The 26,271-nt window shown below is 43.8% G+C and carries 27 protein-coding genes and 1 other RNA gene; 3 read left to right on the top strand and 25 right to left on the bottom strand.

Annotated features, from left to right (window positions below):
• Positions 1-51 precede the first annotated feature (51 nt).
• The 20 genes from AR334_RS13960 to AR334_RS13870 form a co-directional block, all read right to left on the bottom strand.
• Positions 52-1,797, bottom strand: coding sequence for a penicillin-binding protein 2 (locus AR334_RS13960; RefSeq protein ID WP_066311845.1), 1,746 nt, complete (start codon positions 1,795-1,797; stop codon positions 52-54).
• Between the two features lie 73 nt (positions 1,798-1,870).
• Entirely contained in the window at positions 1,871-2,347 is a 477-nt protein-coding gene (gene greA / locus AR334_RS13955; RefSeq protein ID WP_066311842.1) for a transcription elongation factor GreA, read from the bottom strand.
• Between the two features lie 149 nt (positions 2,348-2,496).
• Positions 2,497-3,129 (bottom strand): uridine kinase, encoded by a 633-nt coding sequence (gene udk / locus AR334_RS13950; RefSeq protein WP_066311839.1) that lies wholly within the window; start codon positions 3,127-3,129, stop codon positions 2,497-2,499.
• Positions 3,130-3,133: 4 nt separating this feature from the next.
• Entirely contained in the window at positions 3,134-4,405 is a 1,272-nt protein-coding gene (locus AR334_RS13945; protein WP_066311836.1) for a U32 family peptidase, read from the bottom strand.
• Between the two features lie 25 nt (positions 4,406-4,430).
• Positions 4,431-5,360 (bottom strand): peptidase U32 family protein, encoded by a 930-nt coding sequence (locus AR334_RS13940; protein WP_066311834.1) that lies wholly within the window; start codon positions 5,358-5,360, stop codon positions 4,431-4,433.
• On the bottom strand, positions 5,357-6,007 hold the full coding sequence (locus AR334_RS13935; protein WP_066311832.1) for an O-methyltransferase: 651 nt from the start codon (positions 6,005-6,007) through the stop codon (positions 5,357-5,359). The genes AR334_RS13940 and AR334_RS13935 overlap by 4 nt, the downstream gene beginning before the upstream one ends.
• Before the next feature lie 333 nt (positions 6,008-6,340).
• A complete protein-coding gene (gene mltG, locus AR334_RS13930) occupies positions 6,341-7,465 on the bottom strand; it encodes an endolytic transglycosylase MltG (RefSeq protein WP_066311830.1) in 1,125 nt (374 codons plus the stop codon).
• Between the two features lie 266 nt (positions 7,466-7,731).
• Complete coding sequence (locus tag AR334_RS13925; RefSeq protein WP_066311827.1) at positions 7,732-8,040, bottom strand: DUF1292 domain-containing protein; 309 nt, start codon at positions 8,038-8,040, stop codon at positions 7,732-7,734.
• Positions 8,041-8,052: 12 nt separating this feature from the next.
• Positions 8,053-8,469 (bottom strand): Holliday junction resolvase RuvX, encoded by a 417-nt coding sequence (gene ruvX, locus AR334_RS13920; protein ID WP_066311824.1) that lies wholly within the window; start codon positions 8,467-8,469, stop codon positions 8,053-8,055.
• Between the two features lie 3 nt (positions 8,470-8,472).
• Complete coding sequence (locus AR334_RS13915) at positions 8,473-8,739, bottom strand: IreB family regulatory phosphoprotein (RefSeq protein WP_066311816.1); 267 nt, start codon at positions 8,737-8,739, stop codon at positions 8,473-8,475.
• A 57-nt stretch (positions 8,740-8,796) separates the two neighbouring features.
• Complete coding sequence (gene alaS / locus AR334_RS13910; RefSeq protein WP_066311812.1) at positions 8,797-11,433, bottom strand: alanine--tRNA ligase; 2,637 nt, start codon at positions 11,431-11,433, stop codon at positions 8,797-8,799.
• 467 nt (positions 11,434-11,900) lie between these two features.
• Positions 11,901-12,980, bottom strand: a complete 1,080-nt coding sequence (locus AR334_RS13905) for an AI-2E family transporter (protein WP_066311808.1) — start codon at positions 12,978-12,980, stop codon at positions 11,901-11,903.
• 93 nt (positions 12,981-13,073) lie between these two features.
• The gene (locus AR334_RS28905; RefSeq protein ID WP_082692938.1) at positions 13,074-13,208 is read right to left on the bottom strand and encodes a YrzQ family protein; all 135 of its coding nucleotides are present in this window, start codon (positions 13,206-13,208) and stop codon (positions 13,074-13,076) included.
• A 22-nt stretch (positions 13,209-13,230) separates the two neighbouring features.
• Complete coding sequence (locus AR334_RS13900; protein WP_066311805.1) at positions 13,231-13,422, bottom strand: hypothetical protein; 192 nt, start codon at positions 13,420-13,422, stop codon at positions 13,231-13,233.
• Positions 13,423-13,433: 11 nt separating this feature from the next.
• Positions 13,434-13,910, bottom strand: a complete 477-nt coding sequence (locus AR334_RS13895; protein ID WP_066311801.1) for a PRC-barrel domain-containing protein — start codon at positions 13,908-13,910, stop codon at positions 13,434-13,436.
• 32 nt (positions 13,911-13,942) lie between these two features.
• Positions 13,943-16,372, bottom strand: a complete 2,430-nt coding sequence (locus AR334_RS13890) for an ATP-dependent RecD-like DNA helicase (protein WP_066311794.1) — start codon at positions 16,370-16,372, stop codon at positions 13,943-13,945.
• A 34-nt stretch (positions 16,373-16,406) separates the two neighbouring features.
• Entirely contained in the window at positions 16,407-17,054 is a 648-nt protein-coding gene (locus AR334_RS13885; RefSeq protein ID WP_066311792.1) for a lipopolysaccharide assembly protein LapB, read from the bottom strand.
• A 247-nt stretch (positions 17,055-17,301) separates the two neighbouring features.
• Entirely contained in the window at positions 17,302-18,420 is a 1,119-nt protein-coding gene (mnmA, locus tag AR334_RS13880; RefSeq protein WP_172799218.1) for a tRNA 2-thiouridine(34) synthase MnmA, read from the bottom strand.
• Positions 18,421-18,458: 38 nt separating this feature from the next.
• Positions 18,459-19,601 (bottom strand): cysteine desulfurase family protein, encoded by a 1,143-nt coding sequence (locus AR334_RS13875; RefSeq protein ID WP_066311781.1) that lies wholly within the window; start codon positions 19,599-19,601, stop codon positions 18,459-18,461.
• 46 nt (positions 19,602-19,647) lie between these two features.
• Entirely contained in the window at positions 19,648-20,067 is a 420-nt protein-coding gene (locus AR334_RS13870; RefSeq protein WP_066311779.1) for an Rrf2 family transcriptional regulator, read from the bottom strand.
• 235 nt (positions 20,068-20,302) lie between these two features.
• Between AR334_RS13870 and AR334_RS13865 the strand changes: the two genes are divergently transcribed.
• Complete coding sequence (locus AR334_RS13865) at positions 20,303-21,574, top strand: replication-associated recombination protein A (RefSeq protein ID WP_066311777.1); 1,272 nt, start codon at positions 20,303-20,305, stop codon at positions 21,572-21,574.
• A gap of 53 nt (positions 21,575-21,627) precedes the next feature.
• Here the strand turns inward: AR334_RS13865 and AR334_RS13860 are convergent, their stop codons facing one another.
• From AR334_RS13860 to AR334_RS13850, 3 genes are all read right to left on the bottom strand, one after another.
• Positions 21,628-22,239 (bottom strand): superoxide dismutase, encoded by a 612-nt coding sequence (locus AR334_RS13860; RefSeq protein WP_066311776.1) that lies wholly within the window; start codon positions 22,237-22,239, stop codon positions 21,628-21,630.
• 133 nt (positions 22,240-22,372) lie between these two features.
• The gene (locus AR334_RS13855) at positions 22,373-23,212 is read right to left on the bottom strand and encodes a 2OG-Fe(II) oxygenase (RefSeq protein ID WP_066311772.1); all 840 of its coding nucleotides are present in this window, start codon (positions 23,210-23,212) and stop codon (positions 22,373-22,375) included.
• Between the two features lie 44 nt (positions 23,213-23,256).
• The gene (locus tag AR334_RS13850; protein WP_066311768.1) at positions 23,257-23,550 is read right to left on the bottom strand and encodes a HesB/YadR/YfhF family protein; all 294 of its coding nucleotides are present in this window, start codon (positions 23,548-23,550) and stop codon (positions 23,257-23,259) included.
• A 191-nt stretch (positions 23,551-23,741) separates the two neighbouring features.
• Here AR334_RS13850 and AR334_RS13845 point away from each other — a divergent pair, with 191 nt between their 5' ends.
• The gene (locus AR334_RS13845) at positions 23,742-24,368 is read left to right on the top strand and encodes a metalloregulator ArsR/SmtB family transcription factor (RefSeq protein ID WP_066311762.1); all 627 of its coding nucleotides are present in this window, start codon (positions 23,742-23,744) and stop codon (positions 24,366-24,368) included.
• A 112-nt stretch (positions 24,369-24,480) separates the two neighbouring features.
• Positions 24,481-25,101: an NAD(P)H-dependent oxidoreductase gene (locus AR334_RS13840; protein ID WP_066311753.1), complete on the top strand. Its 621-nt coding sequence runs from the start codon at positions 24,481-24,483 to the stop codon at positions 25,099-25,101.
• Between the two features lie 29 nt (positions 25,102-25,130).
• Here the strand turns inward: AR334_RS13840 and AR334_RS13835 are convergent, their stop codons facing one another.
• Complete coding sequence (locus tag AR334_RS13835; RefSeq protein ID WP_066311745.1) at positions 25,131-25,898, bottom strand: ThiF family adenylyltransferase; 768 nt, start codon at positions 25,896-25,898, stop codon at positions 25,131-25,133.
• A 163-nt stretch (positions 25,899-26,061) separates the two neighbouring features.
• A non-coding RNA gene (ssrS, locus tag AR334_RS13830) (6S RNA) lies at positions 26,062-26,259 on the bottom strand.
• Positions 26,260-26,271: the final 12 nt, after the last annotated feature.

Genomic DNA, 26,271 nt, shown 5'->3' with positions numbered 1-26,271 from the left:
AAATAAAAAAACAGTCAAACCCTAACACGAGTTTTGACTGTTCCTCCAATATTATTGCTCATAAAGAAGCTTAACCATGTCAGAAAATAACAACTGAACCCCGCCTTCCTGTTCCGATACATCCAAATTAACTGCCACTAAGGCATATTTGGGATTTTGATACGGAAAGTAGCCGGCAAACCACTTGTTATATAATTTTTTCCCATCCTTAAATTTTCCTGTTTCGGCAGTACCTGACTTTCCTGCAACCTCATATGGAAGGTCTTTATACCATTTTCCGGTGCCGTTTGGATTGACGACGACTTCCCTTAACAACTTTTGCAGCTTCATAGCCGTATAGGGCGATATAATGTCTCCCTTTAAACTCTGCTCGGGAAACTCTACCATCGTCGTGCCATTCTTGTATTGGATTTTCGTAGCCGTCCTGACCATTTCCTTTTGCCCTCCTCTGGCAATCGTCGCCATCATATTAGCAACGGCTAATGGAGTAGCCCGGACCTCGTGCTGTCCAATGCCGGACATAGCAGCGAAATTGGCATCTTTTCTGGCTTCATCTGATAAAAAAACACGTCCTTTATCCTCTTCGGCAAGCTGTCTGAAATTGCTGGTATGATAGATATCGCCATTCCAGCCGACAGAACCGATCAGTGACAGTTTGGTTGCAAATTCCTCCAACAGATTCGGGGCTTGCTTTTGCAATTCCTTTGCAAGTTCCCCAAACGTCCGGTTGCAGCTTCTAGCAAAGCTTTCAGTAAAATTCAACATTCCATAATCGTATTTGAGCTCGGGCTTGCCGTTAATTTTCTGGCTGCAATTAAACAGACGATTGGGATCGTCGAGATTATGTTCAATGGCAGCAGCTGCCACCACTGTTTTAAATACCGAGCCGAGGATGTGCTGTTTTAACATTAAGTTGGTAACCCCTTCGTCATTATAGGGGTTTTTCTTATTGATGTCCGGCCGTGACACAAGCGCCAATACACTATTGTCCTCAATATTCAGCAGAACAAGGCCGCCTTTGTTTATTTTATGTTGTTCGACTAACTCCTCGGCTTTTTGCTGAATATTTTTATCAATGGTTGTCCGAATATTGACGGGATAAAACGGATTAGCAGGGTCAACATATTTTACATTGATTCCAAATAACGGGGCACCGCCGCCATCGACATGGTAGACTAGTTTAGATTTTCCTTCAGGAAGGAGAAATTCATCGAAGCTTTTTTCAAGTCCGGATATTCCGATTAGCGTTTTGTCCGATAATTCCTTATCAGGGTATCGCGCCTTCAAAAGCTTGGGATTTTCACCAGTAAGTCCTAAAAGCTGTTCGGCAGGAATATCTGAGCGCTCAAATTTTTTCTCAATCGCAAACACCCCAGGAATCTTTAGCGCATTAATTTTTTGCATTTGCGAAGAGGTTATTTCAAGTGGATCTGGTTCGCCGTAGGCAAATGGCTTTTTGGCACTATCCACAGCCGATTTGAGTGAATAGGCAGGAATCCCGGTAATTTCAGAAACTTTGTCAGCTTCCCAATTCATTTTTTTTAAAAAAGGAAACAAAACAAGCACGCTGACTTTTTTATGGGTAAGCATTTCGCCATTACGGTCCAGAAAATTTCCCCGCCCGTTATCAATCACAAGCTCTTGTGTTCTTTGTTTAACACTTTCCTCAAGCAAATTGACATTATGCTTTGAAAACGTTTCTGTTTCCACTAATTGAATTTGAATTAATCGGACAATCAACAGTGCAAAGCCAATAATGCAAATCATAAGCCAGCCAATCGCTCTTCGTCTCCACATAAAAAAACACCTCGTCAAAAGTGTTGACGAGGTTTTGTTTTTTCAAACTTTATTTTATTAAAAGCGCTTTAATTTACTTAATACTTACGATACGTACGCTCATTTCGCCGCCAGGCGTTTGGACCGACACTTGGTCGCCGACTTTTTTGCCAAGCAGGCTTTTGGCAATCGGAGAGTCATTAGAAATTTTCCCTTCAAAAGGGTCAGCTTCGGCGCTGCCGACAATGCTATAGGTTTCTTCTTCGCCATCGGGAAGTTCGACAAATGTGACTGTGCTGCCCAATGAGACTGTATCCCCGGCAAGTTCGCTTTCACTAATAATCTTGGCATTGCGGATCATGTTTTCTAACGTTGTAATTCTACCTTCAACAAAAGCTTGCTCTTCCTTCGCTGAATCATATTCCGAGTTCTCGGATAAATCCCCAAAGCTTCTGGCGATTTTAATCCTTTCCACAACTTCTTTGCGCTTCACCGTTTTTAAGTATTCAAGCTCTTGCTCCAACTTCTCTTTTCCTGCTTGCGTCATTGGAAATACTTTCTCAGTAGCCAAAACCCTCACTCCTTCTAGTCCTTCACAACCCCAGTGTTGTGTATGAAATATATGTATTTATGATGCTTGAAAAAATAAGATAGCAAGCGCGTCCTTTAATAGGGCGCGCAGGGTAAATAAATTAATTTAGATATATATTTGCTATTGTTTCATAAAATTGCTTTTTGTTCAAGAATTGTTTGAATTTTTGTTACCATCAAATCGATTGCCACATGATTGTGTCCGCCTTCCGGAATGATAATATCCGCATAGCGCTTTGTCGGCTCGATAAACTGATTATGCATCGGCCGGACAACATTTGTATATTGATCAATGACGGAGTCAAGAGTGCGCCCGCGCTCTTTGATATCGCGCTGCAGGCGGCGCATAATCCGGATATCCGCATCCGTATCAACGAATAATTTAATATCCATTAAATTGCGCAGACGTTCATCCTCAAGCACCAGAATTCCCTCTAAAATGATAACATCCTTCGGTTCTACAAATATGACCTGTTCTGACCGTGTATGCAGGGCATAATCGTAAACAGGCTTTTCGATTGGTTCATATCGCAACAGACGCTCAATATGTTCAATCAGCAAATCATTGTCAAATGCCAGGGGATGATCATAGTTTGTTTTCAACCGTTCCTCGAATGGTAAATGGCTTTGATCCTTATAATAATAGTCCTGTTCAATCACTAAAATGGACCGATTTTTAAAGCTTTCATAGATTGCTTTTGTTACACTGGTTTTTCCCGAGCCTGAACCGCCGGTTACACCGATTACAACCGGTTTATACATTTTGCTAGTTCTCCTTTCGCATCATGTTGTTAGGATAAACCGGTTTGTCCAATTTAAATCGTACAATTTGCAGCGGATGTCTCGCAGCATCCAGCTCATTCCCTTTTTCATCCCAAATTTTATCAATCACATGTGTAAAGTTTTGGATTTCCGGTCCAAAAAATTCGACTTCCTGCCCAGGTTTGAAGTGATTGCGCTGCTGCAAGGTAACCATTTGTGATTCTTTATCATACTCCAATACAAGACCGACAAACTCATAGCTTGTCTTTTTGCTATGATTACCAAACATCTGCTCTTTATACCCCGGTACACCTTCGAAAAATGCCGTTGCGGTTTCCCGATTGGCACATTTATCAAGTTCCTCGAGCCACTCTTTCTTGATGACAAAGTTATCGGGATCGGCACAGTAGGCATCAATGACTTTGCGATAAACACTGACAACTGTCGCGATATAGTGAATCGATTTCATCCGTCCCTCAATTTTCAAGCTGTCAATTCCAATTTCAATCATTTTTGGAATCGATTGAATCAGATTTAGATCCTTCGGGCTCATGGCAAATGGGGCATCGTCGTCAGCAAATAGTGCAGTCTCAGGATTCTCCCCTTCAAGCTTGTAAAGATCATAATCCCAGCGGCAGGACTGGCAGCAGCCGCCGCGGTTGGAATCCCGGGCTGTCATGTGATTGCTCAATGTGCAGCGGCCAGAATAGGCGATACACATCGCACCGTGAATGAAGGTTTCGATTTCAATATCAACCTTTTCCTTCATCTCGCGAATTTCTTCCGCACTCGTCTCACGAGCAAGTACGACACGCTCCAAGCCTTCTTCTTTCCAAAATTGAACTGCCTTCCAGTTGGAAAGGGATTGCTGCGTACTTAAGTGAATCTCGATTTCCGGTGCAATACGACGGCAGGATTCAATAATTAACGGGTCAGCCACGATAATGCCGGCCACCCCTGCCTCTTTCAAGCCAAGCAAGTAATCATCCAGTCCATCAATGTTTTCATTGTGGGCATATATGTTTGTTGTGACATATATTTTTGCTCCGTATTTTTTCGCGAATTCTACCCCTTCCTTCATTTCCTCCAAGGTAAAATTATCGGCGTTTGAGCGGAGACCATATTCTTGACCGCCAATGAATACCGCGTCGGCACCATATTGAACGGCGATTTTCAGTTTTTCAAGATTGCCTGCAGGAGCTAGGAGTTCCGGCTTTTTTACAATGACACGTTTTCCATCAATAATCTCAGAAATCTTATCTTTAACTGTATTCATCAATGAACTCCTCCCTTTCTAAAAATTAATATACTGTCTCTTTGAAAAAGAATCCTGTATCGAGCGGACGATTGGCAGGCTGGATTTTCTCGATTGCCTCAAGCAGTTCGTCCTTTTTATCATCATAGAGATCAGGATCTTCGGCAAATAAATCAATCGCCTCACGATATAGTTTGGTGACAGCGGCAATGTATTCCGGCGTTTTTAAAATCCCGTCGATTTTAAACGAATCGACACCGGCTTCGAGCATGTCCTGCAGCTCGTCAATAATGCAGATATCATTCGGGCTCATGATATGAGTGCCATTTTCATCTTCAAAAATTGGATATTTATTTTCACGTTCTTTATCGTGGAGAAACATATTTTTTTGCTGTTTGCGGTTTTCAATCTCCAACACTTTGCCTTGGTATTCAAAATAGTTGCCCAAAAGCGACCGCTTGGATTGGAACATACAGCTCATGCCATGGACCTGAACCTCAATCTCCACTTCAGCCTGTTCCATGATTTCCACGATGGAGTCCATGTTGATTTCACGGGCCAATACTGCTCGTTTTGTCCCTTTTCTGCCCCAATAGTTGCATGTATACCAGTTAGTCCCGGTCGTTTCAGTGCTCCAGTGCAACTTCATTTCAGGAGCCGTTTCCCTTACAGCCAGCAAAACAGCGGGATCGCCAAAGATAATTCCATCAGCCTTAGCGTCGGCCGCAAAGCGAATATAATCGTTCAATTCAGCAAGTTTTTCATTATGAAAAATCGCGTTCATGGCTACATACACTTTTTTCCCTTTGGAATGGGCCAGTTCGATCGCGTTTTGGACTTGCTCGCGGTTAAATTCCCCCGCAAGCCTTAACCCATAGCGCTGCTCTCCTACAACAAACGCATCTGCCCCCGCCTCGGCGAGCGGCAAAATATCATCTATAGTGATAGGAGTAACTAATAATTCAGGTTTCTTCATTTCCTCTCACCTCTTCTTTTACTAATGGCGACCCCGTCCCCGACAGGTAGGATAACGGTATCGTAATCATGATGATTCATTAACCAGCGATTAAAACCGTCTATTTTTTTTACGAGATTGCGTGTGCGTTTTGACTCTATTTCAGATTCGGCCACTAAACCTTTAAACAATACATTATCCGTAATAATCATGCCATCCTCATTTAGATAACTAGAGTAAAGTTCAAAGAATTTTTGGTATTGTCCTTTGGCTGCATCGATGAAAATCGCGTCAAATGGGGCATAATCGCTTACCTGTTTTTCAACCTCAAGGGCATCTCCTTCAATCAGAGTAATTCTCCGCTCATGCCCGGAACGGCCAATGAATGCTTTCGCAAGTTGAATTCGTTCCTCGTCCCGCTCAATAGTAATAATTTTCGCCTCAGGAAGGGCATCTGCCATTCGTAAGGCAGAGTAGCCAATCGCCGTACCGACCTCAAGGATTTTTCCGGATCGATGAAGCCGGAGCAGCTGGAGCATCGTTTCAATCCCGGCAAGTTCCATAATCGGGACCCCATGCTCTATTGCATAAGCTTCCATCTCCATCAGCAATGGATTGCGCTCACCGATAAGGTCGTCTATATAAGAATGCAGCTTCTCATTTAACAAGCTGCTTCACCTCAATCCTATTTTCGCTAATCAGAATTTTTTATCTCAGCTTCGCACGCATAAGTTCAACTACGTCTCTGTCTTCGTCCTTACGGCCTCGCCAGTCTACGAGTTTTCATTTATAAGCATTGTTGCCAAAAAAAGGCTCTTTAGACATAAAAAATAGCGTTCACAGATCTTGTCGCTACAGGCAATCTATTTAAAGCCTGTGTGCACACGGGTAAAAGCCCTGAAATGTACCTTACTGTGAATTACGCTATAGTTTTCTTATAAACACCTGAACTATTCTACCACAAAAAACGGGGAAATGCGACCATTTCCCCGTAAGAATGATTATTTTTTGCTGGAAATATGCTTGGCTTTTTCCCTGTTATGTTCATCAAGTGTTTTGGTAAAAATAACTTCGCCTTCCGGAGTGGCAATGAAATAATAAAAATCAGTTTTCTCAGGGTCCAGTGCTGCCTCGATTGATGTCTTTCCAGCATTGGCGATCGGACCAGGAGGCAGTCCGGTATGTTTATAGGTATTGTATGGAGAATTCACTTCCAAATCCTTATAAACGACCCTTTCCTTGTGTCTGCCCTGAGCATATAACACTGTTGGGTCTGTCTGGAGCATCATACCCTTGTCCATCCGGTTATAAAACACACTTGATATTTTTTTTCGGTCGGCTTTTTCTGTTGCCTCCTCTTCAATCAATGAGGCCATCGTTAACATTTGATGGATCGTCAGATTTTTTTCTTTCCCAACCTCGGCGTAACTCCCCAGAACATCCCGTGATTTATTCAGCATCGCTTCAACCATTTCCTCTACCGATGGATTCGTTTTATAAAATGGGTAAGTTGCCGGGAATAAATAGCCTTCTAGCGGATACATTACCGCTGGATTTAAAACATCTTCAGTTAAAATATCAGGATATTTGGCAATGAGCGTTTTGATGTATTCCTTGTCATTTAGTTTATTCAACACATCTGTTTCATTTTGTTTAGTAGCCTGCGCCATAATCGACGCTATTTCTTTTAGCTGCTTTCCTTCGGGTATGGTAATTTTGAAGGTGGCCTCAGCAAGCACCTTGCCTGTTTTCAAGCGGCCGACGATTTCCTGAACATCCATGGACGGGCTTAACTGATACTCCCCGGCCATAAAGCCACCTTCATTCTTGAGCTTCACATAATATTTAAACACTTTTGCATCTTTGATAATTCCACTGCTCTCCAGTCGCTGTGCTATTCCGGTTACAGATGAGCCAATTGGAATTTCCACCTTTTTCTGTACCTTGCTGCCGGGATCCATAGGCTTAAGTGCCGATTGTATGTAAAGATATCCGCCTCCGCCAATAATTCCAATCAGGACAAGAAGCAATACCGTAACAATTAGGACAATCCTGCGGACAACCCTTGCCTCACTTTGATGCTCCAGCATTTTTTGCCGAATAATGTCTTTTTTATCCTTAGTCATAACCAACCTCCCTTGCCGCCATCAGTCGTGCCCATAAGTTATTTTTCTATAAAATTATTATTGCAGTTGCAAAAATTAGACATCGTAATTATTTCAGCATATAGGAAGGAAAATGTCAATTTAACATTGATTTTGTCATGATTTGCATTAATGGAAACTCGCCGATTGGCGAGTCCGTTAGGACGAAGACAGAGGCCTAGTTGAATTTATATTTTCTTATTAGCCAAAAAAAAACCAGCAGTTTGTCTGCTGGCCCTTCGTTCATTTTATTCTTCATCATCCAAAGTAAATGTATTATAAACCTCTTCAATGATGTCCCACTCTTCATCAGTTGTAACTGGCATTAACTCGCCAATGCTGCCGTCTTCTGCAGGCGTATAGGCATAGGCATGTACGATGACTTCTTCTTCATCCTCGCCATCTCCGACCGGATAACATAATACATAGGACTTTTCGAACTCTTCCGAATCAAAAGTAAACAGGATTTCGAATAATTCTTCATCGCCATCTTCATTAACTAATGTTATATATTGCTCTTCTTCGTGGTTGTGATCGTGTTCGTGTTCGTGTGTCATTTTTTCACCTCATTATTTTTTGCTATCAAGATAGCCCTGGAGAATCATGGACGCGGCCATTTTATCGATGACCTTTTTCCGTTTTTTCCTGCTGACATCCGCTTCAAGCAGGACGCGTTCGGCCGCCATGGTCGTCAAGCGCTCATCCCATAAAACGGTTGGAACATTAAACCTTTGTTCTACTTCGTCCGCAAACCGCTTACTTGCTTCTCCGCGCGGACCAATCGTGCCGTTCATATTTTTCGGCAGGCCTATCACTACTGTACTAACTTGATACTCTTCTATTAATTGCCCAATTTCCTCAAAACCAAACTCCTGCTTGTCCTCATTGATTTTGAGGGTTTTCAGCCCCTGTGCGGTCCAGCCTAGTTCATCACTTAGAGCTACCCCGACCGTTTTGGAGCCGACATCTAAACCCATTATGCGCATGCCTTAACCCTCTCGCTGCTGTTTTAAATAGGATTTCACTAACTCCTCAATAATCTCATCCCGTTCAAGCTTGCGGATAATATTTCGAGCATCGCGGTGGCGCGGAATGTAAGCCGGGTCACCGGAAAGCAAATATCCGACAATTTGATTAATTGGATTATAGCCTTTTTCCTTTAATGCCTCATAGACCTGAAAAAGAACATCGTTCACATCATGTTCAAACGGCTCTTCGGGAAAATTAAATCGCATCGTTTTATCAAAAGAGCTCATGAAAGTGCACCTCGAATTGGAATAGTTACCTATATTTTACACTACTTTGTCCTTTTATCAAACCGATTTTACCCATTCCTCGACAAATTGCAGTGCAGAATCGAGTTTTTCCGGGTCCTTTCCACCTGCTTGAGCCATATCCGGACGACCGCCTCCGCCGCCTCCGCATCTAGTGGCAACCTCTTTAATTAATTTTCCGGCATGATACCCTTTTTCATTTAAATCTTTGGTTACGGCCGCAATCAAATTAACTTTTCCATCAAGGGCACTGCCAAGCACAATGACAGCTGAGCCAAGCTTTTGTTTCAAGTCATCTGCCATGTTCCTTAAGTTATTCATGTCAGCTGCTTGAACCTTTGCCGACAGCACGGTCACCCCGTCGACTTCCTTCGCTTTTGATACCAGGCTGCCAGCTTCAATATTCCCAAGCTTGGCCGCCAAGGATTCGTTTTCCCGCTGCAGATGCTTGAGTTCCGCAAGCAGGGTGTCAATCCGGCCGCCAACTTCTTTAGGACTGGTTTTCAGCTTATCTGCAGCATCTTTCAGCAATCCTACCTGCTCATTTAATGCTCTGTAAGCAGATTCTCCTGTAACGGCCTCAATTCGTCTTGTGCCGGCGCCGATACCGCCCTCGGAAACGATTTTAAATAAGCCGATGACAGAAGTGTTCGGCACATGGCAGCCGCCGCAAAGCTCAAGGCTGTAGTCGCCTACTTTCACAACGCGAACAATATCCCCATACTTTTCGCCAAACAGGGCCATCGCACCCATTGACTTGGCTTCAGAAATCGGTTTTAGGCTGATATCGACTTCCATGCTATTCCAAATCTTCTCATTGACGATTTTCTCTACTTGTTCAAGCTCCTCCGGCTTCACCTGGCCAAAGTGGGAAAAGTCAAAGCGCAGACGATCAGGTTCAACTAGTGAACCGGCCTGATTTACATGCTCGCCCAATACATCTTTTAATGCGCGGTGCAGCAGGTGGGTGGCCGTATGGTTTTTAATGATTTTGACACGGTTGGCACCATCTACCTGAGCAGTTACCTGCTGGTTGGTTTTTAGCGTTCCGGATTCAACAACCACTTGATGGAGGTTCTGTCCATTTGGTGCCTTTTGCACATCTTTAACCGCCACTGTCACTCCGTCCCCAACGATCACACCTCGGTCGGCGATTTGTCCACCGCTTTCAGCATAAAATGGCGTCATGCCAAGAATCAGTTGGACCTCTTCGCCAGTTTCAGCCTGATCGGCAAGCTCGCCATTTTTAATAATCGCAAGCACAGTGGAATTGGTTTTCAGCTCATCATAACCGACAAACTTGCTTTCAGAAGTAATATCGCGCAGCACGCCGCCTTGGACATGCATGGAGTTTTCATCATGGCGGGCAGCCCGGGCGCGTTCACGCTGCACTTCCATTTCAGCCTCAAAGCCGTCATGATCAATTTTTAGACCTGCTTCCTCGGCATATTCCTCTGTTAACTCAACCGGGAATCCGAAGGTATCATACAAACGGAAAACATCTTCCCCGGAGATCGTATCGCTACCTGTGTCTTTGGCCTTCTTCATGACGCTTGCCAGGATGGCCAAGCCTTCGTGAAGCGTTTCATGGAAACGCTCTTCCTCATTTTTGATGACTTTTTGGATAAATTCAGTTTTATCCTTTACCTCCGGATAGAAATCATGCATGATTTCGCCGACAACCGGAACAAGTTCATACATGAATGGGCGGTTGATGTTGATTTGCTTTGCATAGCGGACAGCACGGCGTAGCAGCCGTCTTAGCACATAGCCGCGGCCCTCGTTCGACGGCAGAGCTCCGTCGCCAATTGCAAAGGCCACCGTACGAATATGGTCGGCAATGACTTTAAACGCAACATCCTTCTCTTTATCAATTCCATATTTTTCTCCTGAAATTTCCTCAGTTGCGCGTATGATTGGAATAAACAAATCAGTATCAAAATTGGTTGGAACGTTTTGAACAACAGATGTCATCCGTTCCAGACCCATACCAGTATCGATATTTTTCTTTGGCAGCGGTGTGTACGTGCCGTCAGGATTATGATTAAACTGAGAGAATACAAGGTTCCAAATTTCAAGATAGCGCTCGTTTTCACCGCCAGGATATAATTCCGGATCGTTCGGGTCGTCGCCATACTCCGGACCCCGGTCATAGAATATTTCCGTGTTAGGGCCGCTAGGGCCTTCACCGATATCCCAGAAGTTGCCTTCGAGACGGATAATCCGTTCCTCAGGAATGCCAATCTTTTTGTTCCAAATTTCATGGGCTTCATCATCTTCTGGATGAATCGTCACCGATAATTTATCCTTTTCAAAGCCAATCCATTTTTCATCGGTCAAAAATTCCCATGCCCACTCAATCGCTTCTTCCTTGAAATACTCGCCAATCGAGAAGTTGCCCAACATTTCAAAGAATGTGTGATGGCGCGCCGTTTTTCCGACATTCTCAATATCGTTGGTACGGATGGATTTTTGGGCATTGGTGATTCTTGGATTTTCCGGCACTACCCGGCCATCAAAGTATTTCTTTAATGTTGCCACACCGCTGTTGATCCATAACAATGAGGGATCGTCGTGCGGAACCAGCGATGCACTTGGTTCAATATGGTGTCCTTTTTCTTCACTAAAAAACTGCAAGAACATTTTTCGGATTTCTGCACCCGTTAAGTTTTTCATACTAATTTAGCCTCCTTAAATTAATAAAATACACATAACTACTTGAAAAAGGCGGTGTGAGCAGAGCTTCGCTATTCTGCTTCCGGCAGAAAAATTTTTATTTTCCGCTCTACCTGTATCAAGCGAAAAATCTATGCGGCGCTCCGCCCCTTTACCGAAAAAAAGAATACAAAAAAGCCCTCATCCCTATAGCAGGGACGAGAGCTTGCCTCGCGGTACCACCCTGATTATGGATACAAAAAAACCGTACCCATCTCTCAAATGTTGCCTTAACGCGGCTAGACGGCAGGGATTAGCTGCACTCCGGATTAGCGTTCTGTCATCCTTCATCTGGAGTCCCTTTCAGCCGGGGGAGACTCCTCTCTTCCACGCAAATGCGTTACAGATGGACTATAACATACTCGATCCTTCTCCATGTTGATCTTATTATATGACGAATTATATCTACCCGCCACGGGTTTGTCAAATCACTGCGAATTCGGTTCAGTTCGTGCGGTCATGAAATGTTGTTTTGCGTGAATAATCCCCACTTTAAGGACAGCAAGGACCGGTACCGCCAAAATCAATCCAAGAATCCCGCCAATTTCTCCCCCCGCAGTAAGGGCGGCCATTATCATTAGCGGATGCATATGAAGGCTCTTCCCGACAATATAGGGTGACAGGATATTCCCCTCGAGGAATTGCAGACCAAACACAATGACCAAAGTAATGATGACAAGTTTCATAGAGGTAGTTGCGGCAATAATCACCGCAGGAACAGCCCCGATAAACGGGCCGAAATACGGAATAACATTAGTGGCCCCAACAATCAGCCCTAATAGCAATGGGTATCTTAAGTCAAAAGCCCAGAACAGTATAGTCGAAATCGTACCGATAATTGTACAAACGAGCAACTGGCCCCTGATATAACCGCCCAGCGATTCATCAACATCATGCAAAAACTGTGTCCCTTTCTTCCGCCACTGTTTCGGAGTAAGGTACCAAACCGTCCTTCTGATCAGCTTGAAATCCTTCAGCATGTAAAAAGTGATAAAAGGGATGATCATTAAAATTAACGCTGAATTAAAGAATTTAATTAAAATCCCAACGAGAATAGTCAAGAGCGAATCAAGCCTTTGTTCAAAGGCATCAATTCCATCATTTATTCTCGTTTGTAGCCCATCCGGCCACTCTCTTGTATGCGATTGGAGCTCCCCTACATAGGTACGATATTGCTCGGCAAAAACGGGAGCACTCTCTGACAAATCCTTAAGCTGATCAATGATTGCGGGAATCCCTTTATAAAGGGCAAGGCCGATGCCGCCAAAAAAAACGACGTAGATCAGGATAATGGCAAGGCCACGATGGAGCCCTTTTTCATGCAATTTTTCGATAATGGGATGGAGCAAATAAGTAATAAACCCGGAAACGATAAAGGGCATAGCAATAATTGCAGCCACTCTGACAATAGGCACCCAGACAGAGCGAATTTTTAAAAACACGTAAATTGCAATCAGCAACAGAAGCAAAAATCCGATTCGGTAAAACCATTTCATGCGAATGTCCACTAGAATGCCTCCTTACGGTTATTTTTGGAGACCGCATGTGGAAATATTCCCATTAGCTAAAAATCCCCCTCAATTCAGAGGGGGAGTCATTCATTAAAAAATCGCTCGTTTAATTTTCCTTTGCATTTTTCGCATTTGGCGGCCAGTCATTACATTATTTCTTTGGGCTACATTATAGGCTGCCATTCCGGCACCAAAAGCAATCACCGACGTCATCAATTTGTTCATTACGTTCACCTCTAGTTATTATTTAAAGAGTGTAACGACGCAATTCTTCTTCAAACAAATCATCCAATGAACTCAGCGTTCCGTCTTCCTCCACCTGATGGGTATTAATGATGCCTTTGGCTAGGGACAATTCGATAAAACAATTCCAGCAGTAATATTGATTAATGCCAATTTTTCCAATATCCTTGCTGGAGCAATTTGGACACTTAAGCATGAAAAGACACCTCACGTTTGATTAACGTCTACGATAATGGCGTCCTTTCCAATCGTTAAGGGCTTCTCAGATTGGATGATTTGTTTCCCTTCTGCAATATCCGAAAAGAAGCCATCCGTAATTTCGTACCCTACGATTGTGCCCAATTCTTCCTGAAAATATACATCTTTTAACAATCCGAGCGACTCACCGCTACTCGACAGCATCATCATCCCATCAAGCGAATGCTGATGATTTAATGTATATTCCGGACCTTCTTTCAGTTTTTCCAATTGCCCTTCATCCTCGATCATGACCCCATCCCAGCCGAAGGAAGCTACCTTTTGAATATCCAAAAAGTAAGTTTGTTTGAAGAAAACGCCCTTCTTCATAAGCAGGCCTTTAACGACTCCGTCCTTGGAAATACAAAGGTCACAAATTTCGCCGATTTTCGTCCCTTTTTTCGTATCAAAAACAGGCTGTCCCTTGAGTAAGGAAAATGTTCGCAAGAGTGTCCCTCCTCCGTTGAACATTCTTAGTTTCAGTCATTCACAAGGAAATCATAAGGTGAAACATTATCCATCCCAATCATCGGGTCAGCCTGCATTAACTCTTCCTCTAACGAAAGTTCTGTTTGTTTAGATTCTGTGCAATGGTCAGCTGTCACTTTTGAAGCGGTTGTTTTCCCCGGAATGGCTTCTTGCAGTTTTTCGCACAGGGTCGTCAAGCGGGAAAGCTCATCAGCACGCTCGACACCCATTTGCAGCGCATCAACCTCGCCGCATAGCAACAATGACTGCTTCGCCCTTGTGATCGCCGTATAAATCAAATTTCTTCGCAGCATCCGATAATAGCTTCTTGTTACGGGTAAAATAACAATCGGAAACTCGCTTCCCTGCGATTTATGGACCGAACAGCAGTAGGCATGGGTAATTTGCGTCAAATCCTGCCTCGTGTATTCGACTTCATTTCCTTCAAAGGTAATATAGATCATGTCTTGCTTCTCTGTATTTTCCTTAGCATAAATAATCGAGATAATTTCGCCGATATCGCCGTTAAACACGTTATTTTCGGGCTTATTGACGAGCTGCAGCACCTTGTCACCAATTCGGTATTTGACATCGCCAAACTGAATTTCTTTACGCTTGCCATCGGGATTCGGATTAAAAATTTCCTGAAGGAGCACATTTAGACGGTCAATCCCAGCCGGGCCGCGGTACATGGGTGCCAGAACTTGAATATCCTTTGCGGTGTAGCCTTTGTTTTTCGCATTTAAGGCCACTTTTTCAACGACCTGTGGGACCTGGGCGGTGACACATTTAATAAACGAGCGGTCGGCTTGCTTAACCGTTATATCGTTCGGCAAGTGGCCTTTTTTGATTTCATGAGCAAGTTCGATAATCGAAGACCCCTCTGCCTGACGGTATATATCTGTTAATCTGACCGTAGGAATCCGTTCAGAACGCAGCAGGTCCTTTAATACCTGGCCAGGACCGACTGACGGCAACTGGTCCTCGTCACCGACCAAGATAACTTGTATATGTTCAGGCAACGCCTTAAACAGCTGGTTGGCGAGCCAGATATCGAGCATCGATGTTTCATCAACAATTAATATTTTCCCCTCAAGCGTGCTGTTTTCATCACGGTCAAAGTTTTCCGTTCCATTATAACCAAGCAGGCGGTGGATCGTCACAGCGGGAAGACCTGTGGATTCGCTCATCCGTTTGGCCGCCCTGCCCGTTGGCGCTGCCAGCAAGAATGGAAATGGTTCATCTTTATGTAAGTAATCCTTTGGTTCTAACGAGCAGCCATGGAGTTCTGCGTATAGCTCGACAATTCCTTTAATGACCGTTGTTTTCCCGGTCCCTGGTCCGCCGGTTAAAATCAGCATCGGTGACATTAGAGCCGTTTGAATCGCTTCACGTTGTGTGGGTGCGTATTGAACGCTAAGCCGTTCCTCTAGGCTTCCCAAGGCAAGCAAAAACTCCGACTCTGGAAATTGGTCCTTATACTCTGTCTGCTTTAGTATACGGCTGATGCTTGTTACCAGCCCTTTTTCCGCAAAAAATAGCGACGGCAAATAGACTCGCTTCTCCTCGCCGATGATTTTCCCTTCTTGTTGAAGCTTGATGATTTCATCGGAAATAGCGAGAAAATCGATTTGGTCCCGCTTGTTTTCTTCCAGGAGGGACTTTACTTGCTTCAGCAAATCCTCGGCATGGACATAGACATGCCCTGTTTGCATACATTCATTTTCCAGCGTATACAAACAGGCGGCTTTTATTCTGTCAGGATGGCTTCCGGAAATCCCCAGTTGAAAACCAAGCTCATCGGCCCGTCCAAACCCGATCCCTTCGACAGCCTCAACAAGCTGATAGGGATTTTTTTGGATGACCTCAAGAGTATTCTCCTTATACGCCTGATAAATCTTCATCGACAACTGCGGACCGAATCCGTATTGGTTGAGGGCGACCATTATCTGCTCTAGACCCTGGTGCTCCATCAATGTATCATACAGTGTTTTCGCCTTATCGGGAGGGAGCTTTGGAATGGAATCCAAAAGTGACGGCTGGGTGAGAATTTTAGAAATGGCATCTTCCCCCAATGTTTCGACAATGTTTTCAGCTGTTTTTTTACCAATGCCTTTAAACATTTCCCCTGAGAGGTAAGCGATCACGCCCTGCTTGGATTGCGGCATATCCTTGCGAAAATGGCTTGCCGAAAATTGCGGGCCAAACCGGGGATGCTCCTTAAATTCGCCGTAAAAAATATAGGTCTCCTGCTCGTGGATTTTTGGAAAATAACCGGTGATCACCGCTTCTTTGTCACTGTATTGATCATTTGTTTCATCGACACGAATTCTAAGCACTGTATACAGGTTTTGCTCATTATGAAAAATCGTGACAATAGGTCGGCCCTTGACAAATTTCCCCTGATCACCGAACAAATCCAATGAATTCTGCTTTTCCATTGTGCTCCCTCCTTCCCAGTTTAAATAGTTCTCTTTATTGGTTCATAATTTTCCTAGCATGTCCCGCAAGCAAATGATCCGGTTGAATTTCTAGCGCTTTCGTAAACATTTCTTCCGCTTTTTCGGCATTATCTTTAAAAACATAGGCAACACCTAGATTGTAGTAAGCATCTGAATGAGTCCGGTCGAGCTCAATGCATTTTGTGAATTGCTCCATCGCTTCATCAATGAGCTCAAATTGGGTCAGACACAACCCATACTGGAACCTAGCCTCTGCATCATCCTTATTGAGTTCGACACTTCTTTGAAGGTACGGCAGCGCAAATTTTGGCTGCTCCAAATGCATCAGGGTAAGCCCAAGCATAAAATAGTTATCGCCTGTGTCGAGGCCATGTTTCAATGCGATCTCATACATTTTTTTTGCCTGGTCATATTCCTCATTGCTGAAATAAAGGTTGCCTGCGCTATAATAGGCCGCCGCGGCAGTTGGATCGATTTCCATTGCTCTTTTATAAAAATTTAACGCTTTATCGTTATCGCCCAAAGCGGCAAGAACATTGCCGAAATTAATGTAGGCGGTTGGATTTTTCGGGTCTTCGTTAATAGCATCGTAAAAGGCCTTTGCTGCCTCTTCTAGATTGCCTTCCTGCATGTATTGGACACCTAATTGGTTTTTATCCACTATTTTTCAACTCCATTTCAAAGGGAAGTATACCATATTTTGCTCTTGGAAGGCGACGCTGGTATCGCGACAGGGTTATTTCGCTGAAAGACCGGTTTATTTCGCCAAATACAGGCGGGATTTCGCCGTTTCGGTCCGTTATTTCGCCAAAACAAGCCTGTATTTCGCCGAATCATGCCTACATTTCGCCAAACGCAAAATTAAGTACAAAAAACCCCGACTCCGGCAATCGGAATCGGGGTTAACATCAACCAACATATGTCAGGCGTTCGCCCTTTTTATAGACTTCATCAATCGTTCCGCCGCCGAGACATTCATCTCCGTCGTAAAATACAGCCGCCTGTCCTGGGGTCACCGCCCGAATCGGTTCGGCGAAAATGACCTCAACACGGCCTCCATCAAGCAAGCGAACCTTAACTTTATGGTCCTCCTGGCGGTAACGGAACTTGGCCGTACAATCAAATTCTGCCAATTTCTCCCGATTGGATACCCAGCTTACATTCGTGGCAATAATTGAATCGGAGTAGAGCATTTCATTATGAAAGCCTTGGCCGACATATAAAACATTACGTTTTAAATCCTTGCCAATTGCAAACCACGGCTCACCTGAACCGCCAATGCCAAGCCCATGTCGTTGGCCAATGGTGTGATACATCAACCCTTCATGGCGGCCTTTGATCTCGCCATCAAAGGTCTCCATATTGCCCGGCTGAGCAGGAAGGTATTGACCTAGGAACTCCTTGAAATTCCGTTCACCGATAAAGCAAATCCCGGTGCTGTCCTTTTTTGCAGCCGTAGCAAGACCCGCTTCTGTGGCAATTTCCCGGACTCTTGCTTTTTCTAGATTCCCGATCGGGAACATGACTTTGCTAATCTGCTCCTGTGACAGCTGGTTCAGGAAATACGTTTGGTCTTTATTTTCATCTAGACCGCGCAACATTTTGTATTCCCCATCGCGATATTCCACCCGGGCATAGTGGCCGGTGGCAAGATAGTCCGCACCCAAATTCATCGCGTGCTCCAAAAATGCCTTAAACTTGATTTCCTTGTTGCACATCACATCAGGATTGGGCGTGCGTCCGGCACGGTATTCTTCAAGGAAATAGGTAAACACCTTGTCCCAGTATTGCTTTTCAAAATTGACGGCATAATAGGGAATGCCAATTTGATTACAGACGCGGATGACGTCGTTATAATCCTCCGTCGCAGTGCAAACCCCGTTTTCGTCAGTGTCATCCCAGTTTTTCATAAAAATGCCGATGACATCGTAGCCTTGCTGTTTCAGGAGCAAGGCTGCCACCGAGGAATCGACGCCGCCTGACATTCCGACAACCACCCTAATGTCTTTTGGATCACGTGTTTCCACATTGGTTCACCTCTCTTTGCTGCAAATTAATAAAAAATTTATTTTTTCAAGCGCGAAACAACCTTAACCGTTTCTTCCGCCGCTTTCATGACTTCTTCAGCACTCGTCGTAAACCCAAAGCTATAGCGAATCGAGTTTGTTAACCGCTCTGACTCTTTGCCAAACATGGCAACCAGAACATGGGATGGCTCGATCGACCCTGCCGTACAGGCGGATCCGCTTGAGACGGCAATTCCTGCCAAATCAAGGTTCACGAGCATAGCTTCAACGTTAGTGCCTGGAAAGCTTAAGTTTAATACATGTGGCAAAGATTTTTCAAGCATTCCGTTTAGTGCGAAATCTACTTCATGCTTCTGAAGGACTTTCAAAAAGATCTGTTTAAACTGGGCAAACTTCTCGCGCTTGGCAGCACGGGACTCCATCGCAATCTCCACGGCTTCGCGGAAACCGACAATCGAAGCGACATTCTCGGTACCTGCCCGACGCTTGCGTTCTTGTTCGCCACCAAACAGCCGGGGTGCCAGCTTTACTCCAGACCGGACATAAAGAAAGCCTATCCCCTTTGGCCCGTTAATTTTATGGGCGGAAACGGATAGCAAATCGATCAAACTTTCATTCACATCAATGGCTTCCATTCCGTATGCCTGAACTGCATCAGTATGAAATTTCGCAGGATGGTCTTTTAAAAGCTGTCCAATTTCCGTAATAGGCTGCAAGCTGCCGACTTCGTTGTTACCATACATGATCGAAACGAGAATCGTATCGTCTCTTAATGCCCGCTCTAAATCCGCAAGCGAAATCATCCCTGTCTCATCGACAGGCAGGTATGTGACCTCATAGCCAAGTTTCTCCAGTTTTTCACAGGCATGAAGGACCGCATGATGCTCGACAGCGGTGGTAATAATATGTTTTCCTTGTTCCCTGTTGCTTTCGGCGACACCGAATAATGCCATATTATCGGCTTCCGTTCCGCCGCTTGTAAAAATAATCTCGTTTTCCTTGGCGCCAATACTTTTCGCCATCACTGCGCGCGCCAAATCTATCTCATGACGCGCTTCCCTGCCAAACGAATGGATACTCGAGGGATTTCCGAACGTGCTGTTCATCACCTCAAGCATTTTTTCGATGACTTTTGGGTGCATAGGCGAGGTGGCGGCATGGTCGAGGTAAATTCGTTCCATGGATTACACCTTCAATCAAAATAATTCTCCAGTATTACCATTGTCATTAAATATAAAACATATAACCTTCCATTTCCGCATCATCGCGGTGATTGGCCAAATCCTCGAGTGTGGTATTATCAAGCACATCCCTGATGGCATCGCGGATCCGAATCCACAGCTCACGTTTCGCAGGTTCTTCATCTTCGATTCCTTCGACAGGAGTAATCGGTCCTTCCAGCACCCGAATCACATCGCCCGCCGTAATTTTGGACGGAACTTCGGATAAAATATAGCCGCCGTAAGCTCCCCTAATGCTTTTAACCAAACCAGCATTGCGGAGCGGCGCAATTAATTGCTCCAAATAATGTTCAGATAAATCGTTGGCCTGGGCAATTGTTTTTAAGGAAGTCGGCCCCTCCCCATAATTTTTCGCCAGTTCGATCATGATGGTCAGACCGTACCGTCCCTTTGTTGAAATCTTCACAATAATCACTCCTTATATAAAAAAGGCGGTGTGAGCAAAGCTAGGCTCTTCTATTCTTAAGTGGAATCAGTTACTTAATACCAAATCGAATTTAAATGAACCACTTTTGCGACGCTCCGCCCCTTTTCCGCTAAGTTAATTGATAGGCATTTGAATTATATCATATTCTTCTTTAATATGCTTTTTCGGGAAAAAATGATAAGATTAGAGCGAATATTTATTGGGAGAGATGATTATGCAGTCAAAACCTCTCGCATTTCGGATGCGGCCTCGGAGCTTGGAAGAGGTCGCCGGCCAGCAGCATCTTGTTGGTGATGGAAAAATTATCGCAAGAATGGTCAAAGCGAAACAGCTTACATCAATGATTCTATATGGTCCGCCAGGAATTGGCAAAACGTCGATTGCCAGCGCGATTGCCGGCAGTACAAAATATGCGTTTCGAACGTTAAACGCTGTCACAAACAATAAAAAGGACATGGAAATCGTCGCCGCCGAAGCGAAGATGTCGGGAAAAGTCATTCTTCTACTTGATGAGGTTCATCGGCTCGATAAAGCGAAGCAGGATTTTCTCCTGCCCTATTTGGAAAATGGAATGATTGTTTTGATTGGGGCTACAACCAGCAACCCCTATCACGCGATTAATCCGGCGATTCGCAGCCGCTGTCAAATATTTGAATTGAAGCCCCTGACTCCCGAAGAAGTCAAACAGGCCTTAATTCGGGCCGTGGCAGATAAAGAACGCGGTTTGGGTGATTACCAGATTGAAATTTCCGATCAGGCTCTATTACATTTTGCCCAAGGTTCAGGCGGCGATGTAAGGAGTTCATTAAATGCTTTGGAATTAGCTGTCCTATCGACTGACCCGGATGAGGATGGCGTCATTCATATTGATGTTGGAACCGCCGAAGAGTGTTTGCAAAAGAAAAGTATCGCAGCGGACAAAGATGGGGATGCCCATTACGATGTCCTTTCGGGGTTTCAAAAATCGATTCGCGGCAGTGATGTCAATGCGGCCCTGCATTACCTAGGCAGATTAATAGAAGCCGGTGACCTGGTAAGCATTGCCCGCCGTTTAATCGTGATTGCCTATGAAGATATCGGGCTTGCCAATCCGCAGGCCGGGGCCCGGACATTAGCGGCAATTGAAACGGCAGAACGGCTTGGATTTCCCGAAGCGAGGATTCCACTAGCGAATGCGGTCATCGAATTATGCCTTTCGCCAAAATCCAATTCAGCGATTATGGCCATCGATGCAGCCCTTTCCGATATCCAAAAAGGAATTACCGGTGATGTGCCGGATCATTTAAAGGACGCCCATTACAAGGGGGCAAAGGACCTTGGCAGAGGCATTGGCTACAAATACCCGCATGATTATGAAAATGGCTGGGTTCCGCAGCAATATCTCCCAGACAGGATCAAACATAAACAATACTATGAGCCGAAAAAGACGGGAAAATTTGAGCAAGCGCTTGCGACTGTTTACGAAAAGCTCTCGCGAAAAAATTAGCCAAAAAAATCCCTCGTGAGACGAAAACATCAGCCTCGCGAGGGATTTTTTAATTATTGCGCTTGCTTATAAAGTTTGTTCACTTCGTCCCAATTAATCAAGTTAAAGAATGCACCGATGTAATCCGGTCGCTTGTTTTGATACTTAAGATAGTAAGCATGCTCCCAAACATCAAGACCAAGAACAGGCTTCGTGCCTTCCATTAATGGGCTGTCTTGGTTAGGTGTGCTAGTGATGGCAAGGTTTCCGTTATCTACGACTAGCCAAGCCCAACCTGAACCGAAACGGCCTGTAGCCGCTTTAGTAAACTCATCTTTGAATTGCTCATAGCTTCCGAATGCCTGATTAATCGCATCGGCAATTTCACCTGTTGGTGCGCCGCCTGCATTTGGAGCAAGGATATTCCAGAATAGGCTATGGTTAGCATGGCCGCCGCCATTGTTGCGTACAGCAGTGCGGATATTCTCAGGAACAGCGTCCAGGTTAGCGATTAGTTCTTCGACGCTCTTGCTTGAAAGATCATCGTGTCCTTCAAGAGCGGCGTTTAAATTGTTCACGTATGTAGCGTGGTGACGGTCATGATGAATATTCATTGTTTGCTCATCGAAATGTGGCTCAAGTGCATTTGCAGCATAAGGTAAAGCCGGTAGTTCATACTTTGCCATTTTATATTCCTCCTGTTTTCATTAAATTGATTACTCTCCCATTATAGTGCAGGATATTTAACTTTTTCAACTAATAAGTTTAGAAAATGGTGTTATCATTAATTCATCTTTGCTTTTCAAATATCATTTGCCATTAATAGATTTTCCCTTGCCTGATCCACTTCGTGGCAACCCATTTTTCACCCTTTGTCACTGGTACAGAGGTATGTAATGAAAATCGATCCACCTGCCCTTTACTATTGCCATAGTGAAAATATACGGCAGAGCCTTTTTTGGGGACAATAGAAACACCGGCTTTTGGAAAGACCGTTTCCCCACCTGATGAAACATCGTTTAAGTAGATTAAAAAGGTTCCTATTCGCTGTCCGCCTTTTTCTGCTTTAACCTGTCCTGAAGGGAAATAATCAAAGTGAGGCTTGTATTCTTCGCCAATTTTATAGTTTAAAACCTGGAGCCCTTCTCCCTGTTCAATCGGATAATTCGTTAACTCAGCGATTATTTGTTCAATTTTCCAAACAAGCGAATTTTCACGTATGGTATAGTACATCCCCTTACTTGTCCTGCCCGATGCCACTATTTCCTCCCCAGTACTAGCGTCAATGACATGGGATGGCTCCAGTCGACCCATAGAGAGATTAATCAGTTCATCACATTCTTCCATGCTTAAGACATTGTCTAAGTGCAGGATAAATGGATGCTCAACTCTGGAAAGGACCTTAATTTCACGGTCACTGGTATAAAGTGTATTGCCCTTCTGTCCTATTTCAGGTACTTCATGCAAATAAGGAATCTGCTTATCTTTGGTTTCAATTGACTGGTTACCAATAATCCTTAGGATGGTCCTTAGGGCAAACTCTTCGTCAAATCCTTTTTTCACCATTGCATGAACGATTGCCTCAGGGGCTGCGCCGTTATTCACTGTCTGCAAAATCCACTTCTTTAAATCACCGGATATATGCTTGATTTTTTCCATTGCGAATTACTCCTTTAAGCGAATGCCAGCCGGCACAACGACACTCATGGCTTTACATATTTGTATTCCAGTTCATCCTCTTTTTCATCATACTCAACATGAAGGTCATGACCGTCAAAAAACCATAAATCATCCGCTTCGATATAAAATAGAATCCCATCCATTTGAGAACTGACAGCAACTTTCACTGGCTCCTCCACTGTAAAAGCCAAACTATAGCCTTTCTGAACCGGACTATTGCCATAAATCTGCGTATAAAACCGCAATGTATCACCGCTTGTAAGCCCGATATCTTCCTTAAACCACTTTAATGCCTGATTACTGATGACAATCTCCATAAATTTATTCCTCCTGTGTCATATTATACTAAAAAGAAAAATGGAAAATAAAATTATTTATTCGATACTCCCATATTAGTTTTGATAAATCAAAAAGTAGTATACCAGTAAATAAATATGTTAAAATGGACCTTATAATTTTGCATATTTTTATACCTTTTGGTTTGATAAATACAGGCAGGTGATGAACAATGGGCGTAAGAGTCTCAACTAAAGATAAAATCCTTGAACTATTAAAAAAAGAGACAAATCTAACCGTAAGCCAACTGTCTAAATTTTTGGGGATTACGGAAATGGCGGTCAGAAAACACTTGACCGTTTTGGAACGAGATTCGCTCCTTACGATCACCGAAGTCCGGCAGCCGATGGGAAGGCCGTTGCAGGTGTATTCTTTATCATCACAGGCGGATGAAATGTTTCCTAACAGTTACGAAACATTGGCGATTGAATTTCTTCAGGACCTTCAAGATTTGCATGGAGAGGAAATAATCGACCTTCTATTAGAAAAAAGAAGCGAGCGCCAGAAAAACAATTACTTGCCCCAAATGCAAAACAAAAATTTCGCTGAGAAAGTTCACCAGCTAAAGGAAATCCAGCTAAAGAAGGGCTATATGGCCGAGCTGAAAAAAATAGATGACAACACGTATGAGTTGATTGAATTTAATTGTCCCATCTTCACAGTGGCAAAACAATATAAAAAGGCATGCAGCTGTGAAACCAATATGTTTAAAAACGTTTTGGGCACAGAACTCGTCAAAAGAGTTACCTGCAAGACCGATGATGAAGATCACTGCCGATTTTTAATAAAAGCCCATTGAGAACAGGCCGGATACCAACACCGGCTCTTTTTTTTGAAAAATTGGGATTCATATTTCTGTCTGTGACGAGAAAACTAATGCCATATAAATATTCACAGAAAGCAGGGAAAATATGGCAAAAGTATTAGTTGTCAGGGCCCACCCATTAAACCAACGAACCTCTCGCTCGATGCAAGTGACAGATGCTTTTATTGAATCTTACCGAAAACAACATCCGGATGACTATGTTGAAGACATCAACCTTTTTAATATGATGGTCCCTGAAATTGATCAGGATTTGTTAGATGCCTGGGATGAGCTCGGACAAGCAAAACCCTTTTATCAATTAACCAACTCCCAACAGCATAAAGTGACTCTATTTAATTCCTTTACCGCAGGCTTTATGGAGCAGGATAAAGTGATTATTGCGAATCCACTATGGAATTTAAATATCCCGACACGATTAAAAGCATGGTTTGATTCCATTACGGTTGCCGGCAAGACATTTAAATATACCGAAACAGGATCAGTTGGGTTGGCGGAAGGCAAAAAAATCCTTCATATCCAGGCCAACGGCGGTTTCTACAATGGCTCGGATCCAGCCAGCCAATACGTAAAAACGATGATAACCTTTTTGGGTGTGACCGACTTCCATCAGCTGTTTGTAGAAGGAATGGACCAAGCACCGGATAGGGCGAGCGAAATTATAAATGTTGCCATTCAGAAAGCTACAGAATTAGCAAAGACATTCTAAAGCAAAAAATCCCCAATCCGGGGATTTTTCTATTTCTCGTCGCTGACTCGGGTAATTTTAATGTCTTTTAATAGTTGCCTGACAACGTAGCTTGCCATGATTAACCCGCAGGCTGACGGTACGAACGCATTGGAAGCAGGCGGCATTTGGGCCTTTCGAATTTCGGCTTTGTCATTCCCGACAACTTGTCTGACATCCTCACGAATGACAATCGGACTTTCGTCGGAAAAGACTACAGGAATCCCTTTGTGAATTCTTTCTTTACGGAGCTTTGTACGGATAACCTTTGCAATCGGATCGGTATGAGTCTTGGAAATATCAGCAATTTTAAACCGGGTCGGGTCCATCTTATTGGCTGCGCCCATACTTGAAATAATGGGAATCTTTCGCTTTAAACATTCCTTCATCAAATGGATTTTATAAACAATCGTATCCGAAGCATCCACAACAAAGTCCAAGTTATGGCTGAAGATTTCTTCATAGGTTTCTTCAGTATAAAACATTTTTAACGCGATGACTTCACAATCCGGATTAATATCTTTAATCCGCTCCTTCATTAAATCAGCCTTAGGCTGGCCGATTGTAGACAGCAGGGCGATTAACTGGCGGTTAATATTCGTAATATCGACATCGTCTTTATCGATGAGGATTAATTTACCGACACCCGAGCGGGCCAGTGCTTCCGCCGCAAAGGAGCCTACTCCACCAATGCCGAGAACCGCCACGGTGGTATTTTTCATAATATCCAGTCCTTCTTTACCTATCGCAAGCTCATTACGAGAAAATTGATGCAGCATTATGTTCACTCCATGTATTAATTTCGATTTTATTCTAATATTTTTCACCCTAAAAAATATATCATACTCATCAATAAAAACAAGTATCAAGATGGGAATAATGTTAAATTACAAAAATAAAACCTCTCTGCATAGGCAGAGAGGTTGAGTAATAAAAAAAGCGAAGAGTCCCAATGGTGCCGTCGCTTTTTGATCCTTCGTTTTGATCCCGCACTCAGCAGGTGGGTGTCCTGTTCCCGGTTTTGTAAGTCCCCTCGCTCGTTATAGAGTGGGGCTTTTACGCAATCGGAAAACGCTGGACTCCCGGATAAAATGTGTTCGGTCAAAACTTCAGGTAACACAACGTACATTTCAGGACTCTTCTTGACTGATT

Source organism: Bacillus sp. FJAT-29814, from assembly GCF_001510715.1.
Lineage (GTDB): Bacteria > Bacillota > Bacilli > Bacillales > Cytobacillaceae > Neobacillus.
This window is presented reverse-complemented; position numbering and strand designations above follow the sequence as displayed.

Bases quoted from the DNA above. Each gene is read 5' to 3' on its own strand.
- AR334_RS13850 (WP_066311768.1), bottom strand. From the start codon at position 23,550: ATGGAGATTGTCATCAGTAATCAGGCATTAAAGTGGTTTAAGGAAGAT.
- AR334_RS13960 (WP_066311845.1), bottom strand. From the start codon at position 1,797: ATGTGGAGACGAAGAGCGATTGGCTGGCTTATGATTTGCATTATTGGC.
- AR334_RS13855 (WP_066311772.1), bottom strand. From the start codon at position 23,212: ATGGAAAAAATCAAGCATATATCCGGTGATTTAAAGAAGTGGATTTTG.
- AR334_RS28905 (WP_082692938.1), bottom strand. From the start codon at position 13,208: ATGAACAAATTGATGACGTCGGTGATTGCTTTTGGTGCCGGAATGGCA.
- alaS (WP_066311812.1), bottom strand. From the start codon at position 11,433: ATGAAAAACTTAACGGGTGCAGAAATCCGAAAAATGTTCTTGCAGTTT.
- AR334_RS13945 (WP_066311836.1), bottom strand. From the start codon at position 4,405: ATGAATACAGTTAAAGATAAGATTTCTGAGATTATTGATGGAAAACGT.
- AR334_RS13845 (WP_066311762.1), top strand. From the start codon at position 23,742: ATGGGCGTAAGAGTCTCAACTAAAGATAAAATCCTTGAACTATTAAAA.
- AR334_RS13840 (WP_066311753.1), top strand. From the start codon at position 24,481: ATGGCAAAAGTATTAGTTGTCAGGGCCCACCCATTAAACCAACGAACC.
- AR334_RS13865 (WP_066311777.1), top strand. From the start codon at position 20,303: ATGCAGTCAAAACCTCTCGCATTTCGGATGCGGCCTCGGAGCTTGGAA.
- AR334_RS13925 (WP_066311827.1), bottom strand. From the start codon at position 8,040: ATGACACACGAACACGAACACGATCACAACCACGAAGAAGAGCAATAT.
- AR334_RS13860 (WP_066311776.1), bottom strand. From the start codon at position 22,239: ATGGCAAAGTATGAACTACCGGCTTTACCTTATGCTGCAAATGCACTT.
- AR334_RS13940 (WP_066311834.1), bottom strand. From the start codon at position 5,360: ATGAAGAAACCTGAATTATTAGTTACTCCTATCACTATAGATGATATT.
- udk (WP_066311839.1), bottom strand. From the start codon at position 3,129: ATGTATAAACCGGTTGTAATCGGTGTAACCGGCGGTTCAGGCTCGGGA.
- ruvX (WP_066311824.1), bottom strand. From the start codon at position 8,469: ATGCGCATAATGGGTTTAGATGTCGGCTCCAAAACGGTCGGGGTAGCT.
- mltG (WP_066311830.1), bottom strand. From the start codon at position 7,465: ATGACTAAGGATAAAAAAGACATTATTCGGCAAAAAATGCTGGAGCAT.
- AR334_RS13835 (WP_066311745.1), bottom strand. From the start codon at position 25,898: ATGCTGCATCAATTTTCTCGTAATGAGCTTGCGATAGGTAAAGAAGGA.
- AR334_RS13890 (WP_066311794.1), bottom strand. From the start codon at position 16,372: ATGGAAAAGCAGAATTCATTGGATTTGTTCGGTGATCAGGGGAAATTT.
- AR334_RS13915 (WP_066311816.1), bottom strand. From the start codon at position 8,739: ATGAGCTCTTTTGATAAAACGATGCGATTTAATTTTCCCGAAGAGCCG.
- AR334_RS13900 (WP_066311805.1), bottom strand. From the start codon at position 13,422: ATGCTTAAGTGTCCAAATTGCTCCAGCAAGGATATTGGAAAAATTGGC.
- AR334_RS13875 (WP_066311781.1), bottom strand. From the start codon at position 19,601: ATGGAACGAATTTACCTCGACCATGCCGCCACCTCGCCTATGCACCCA.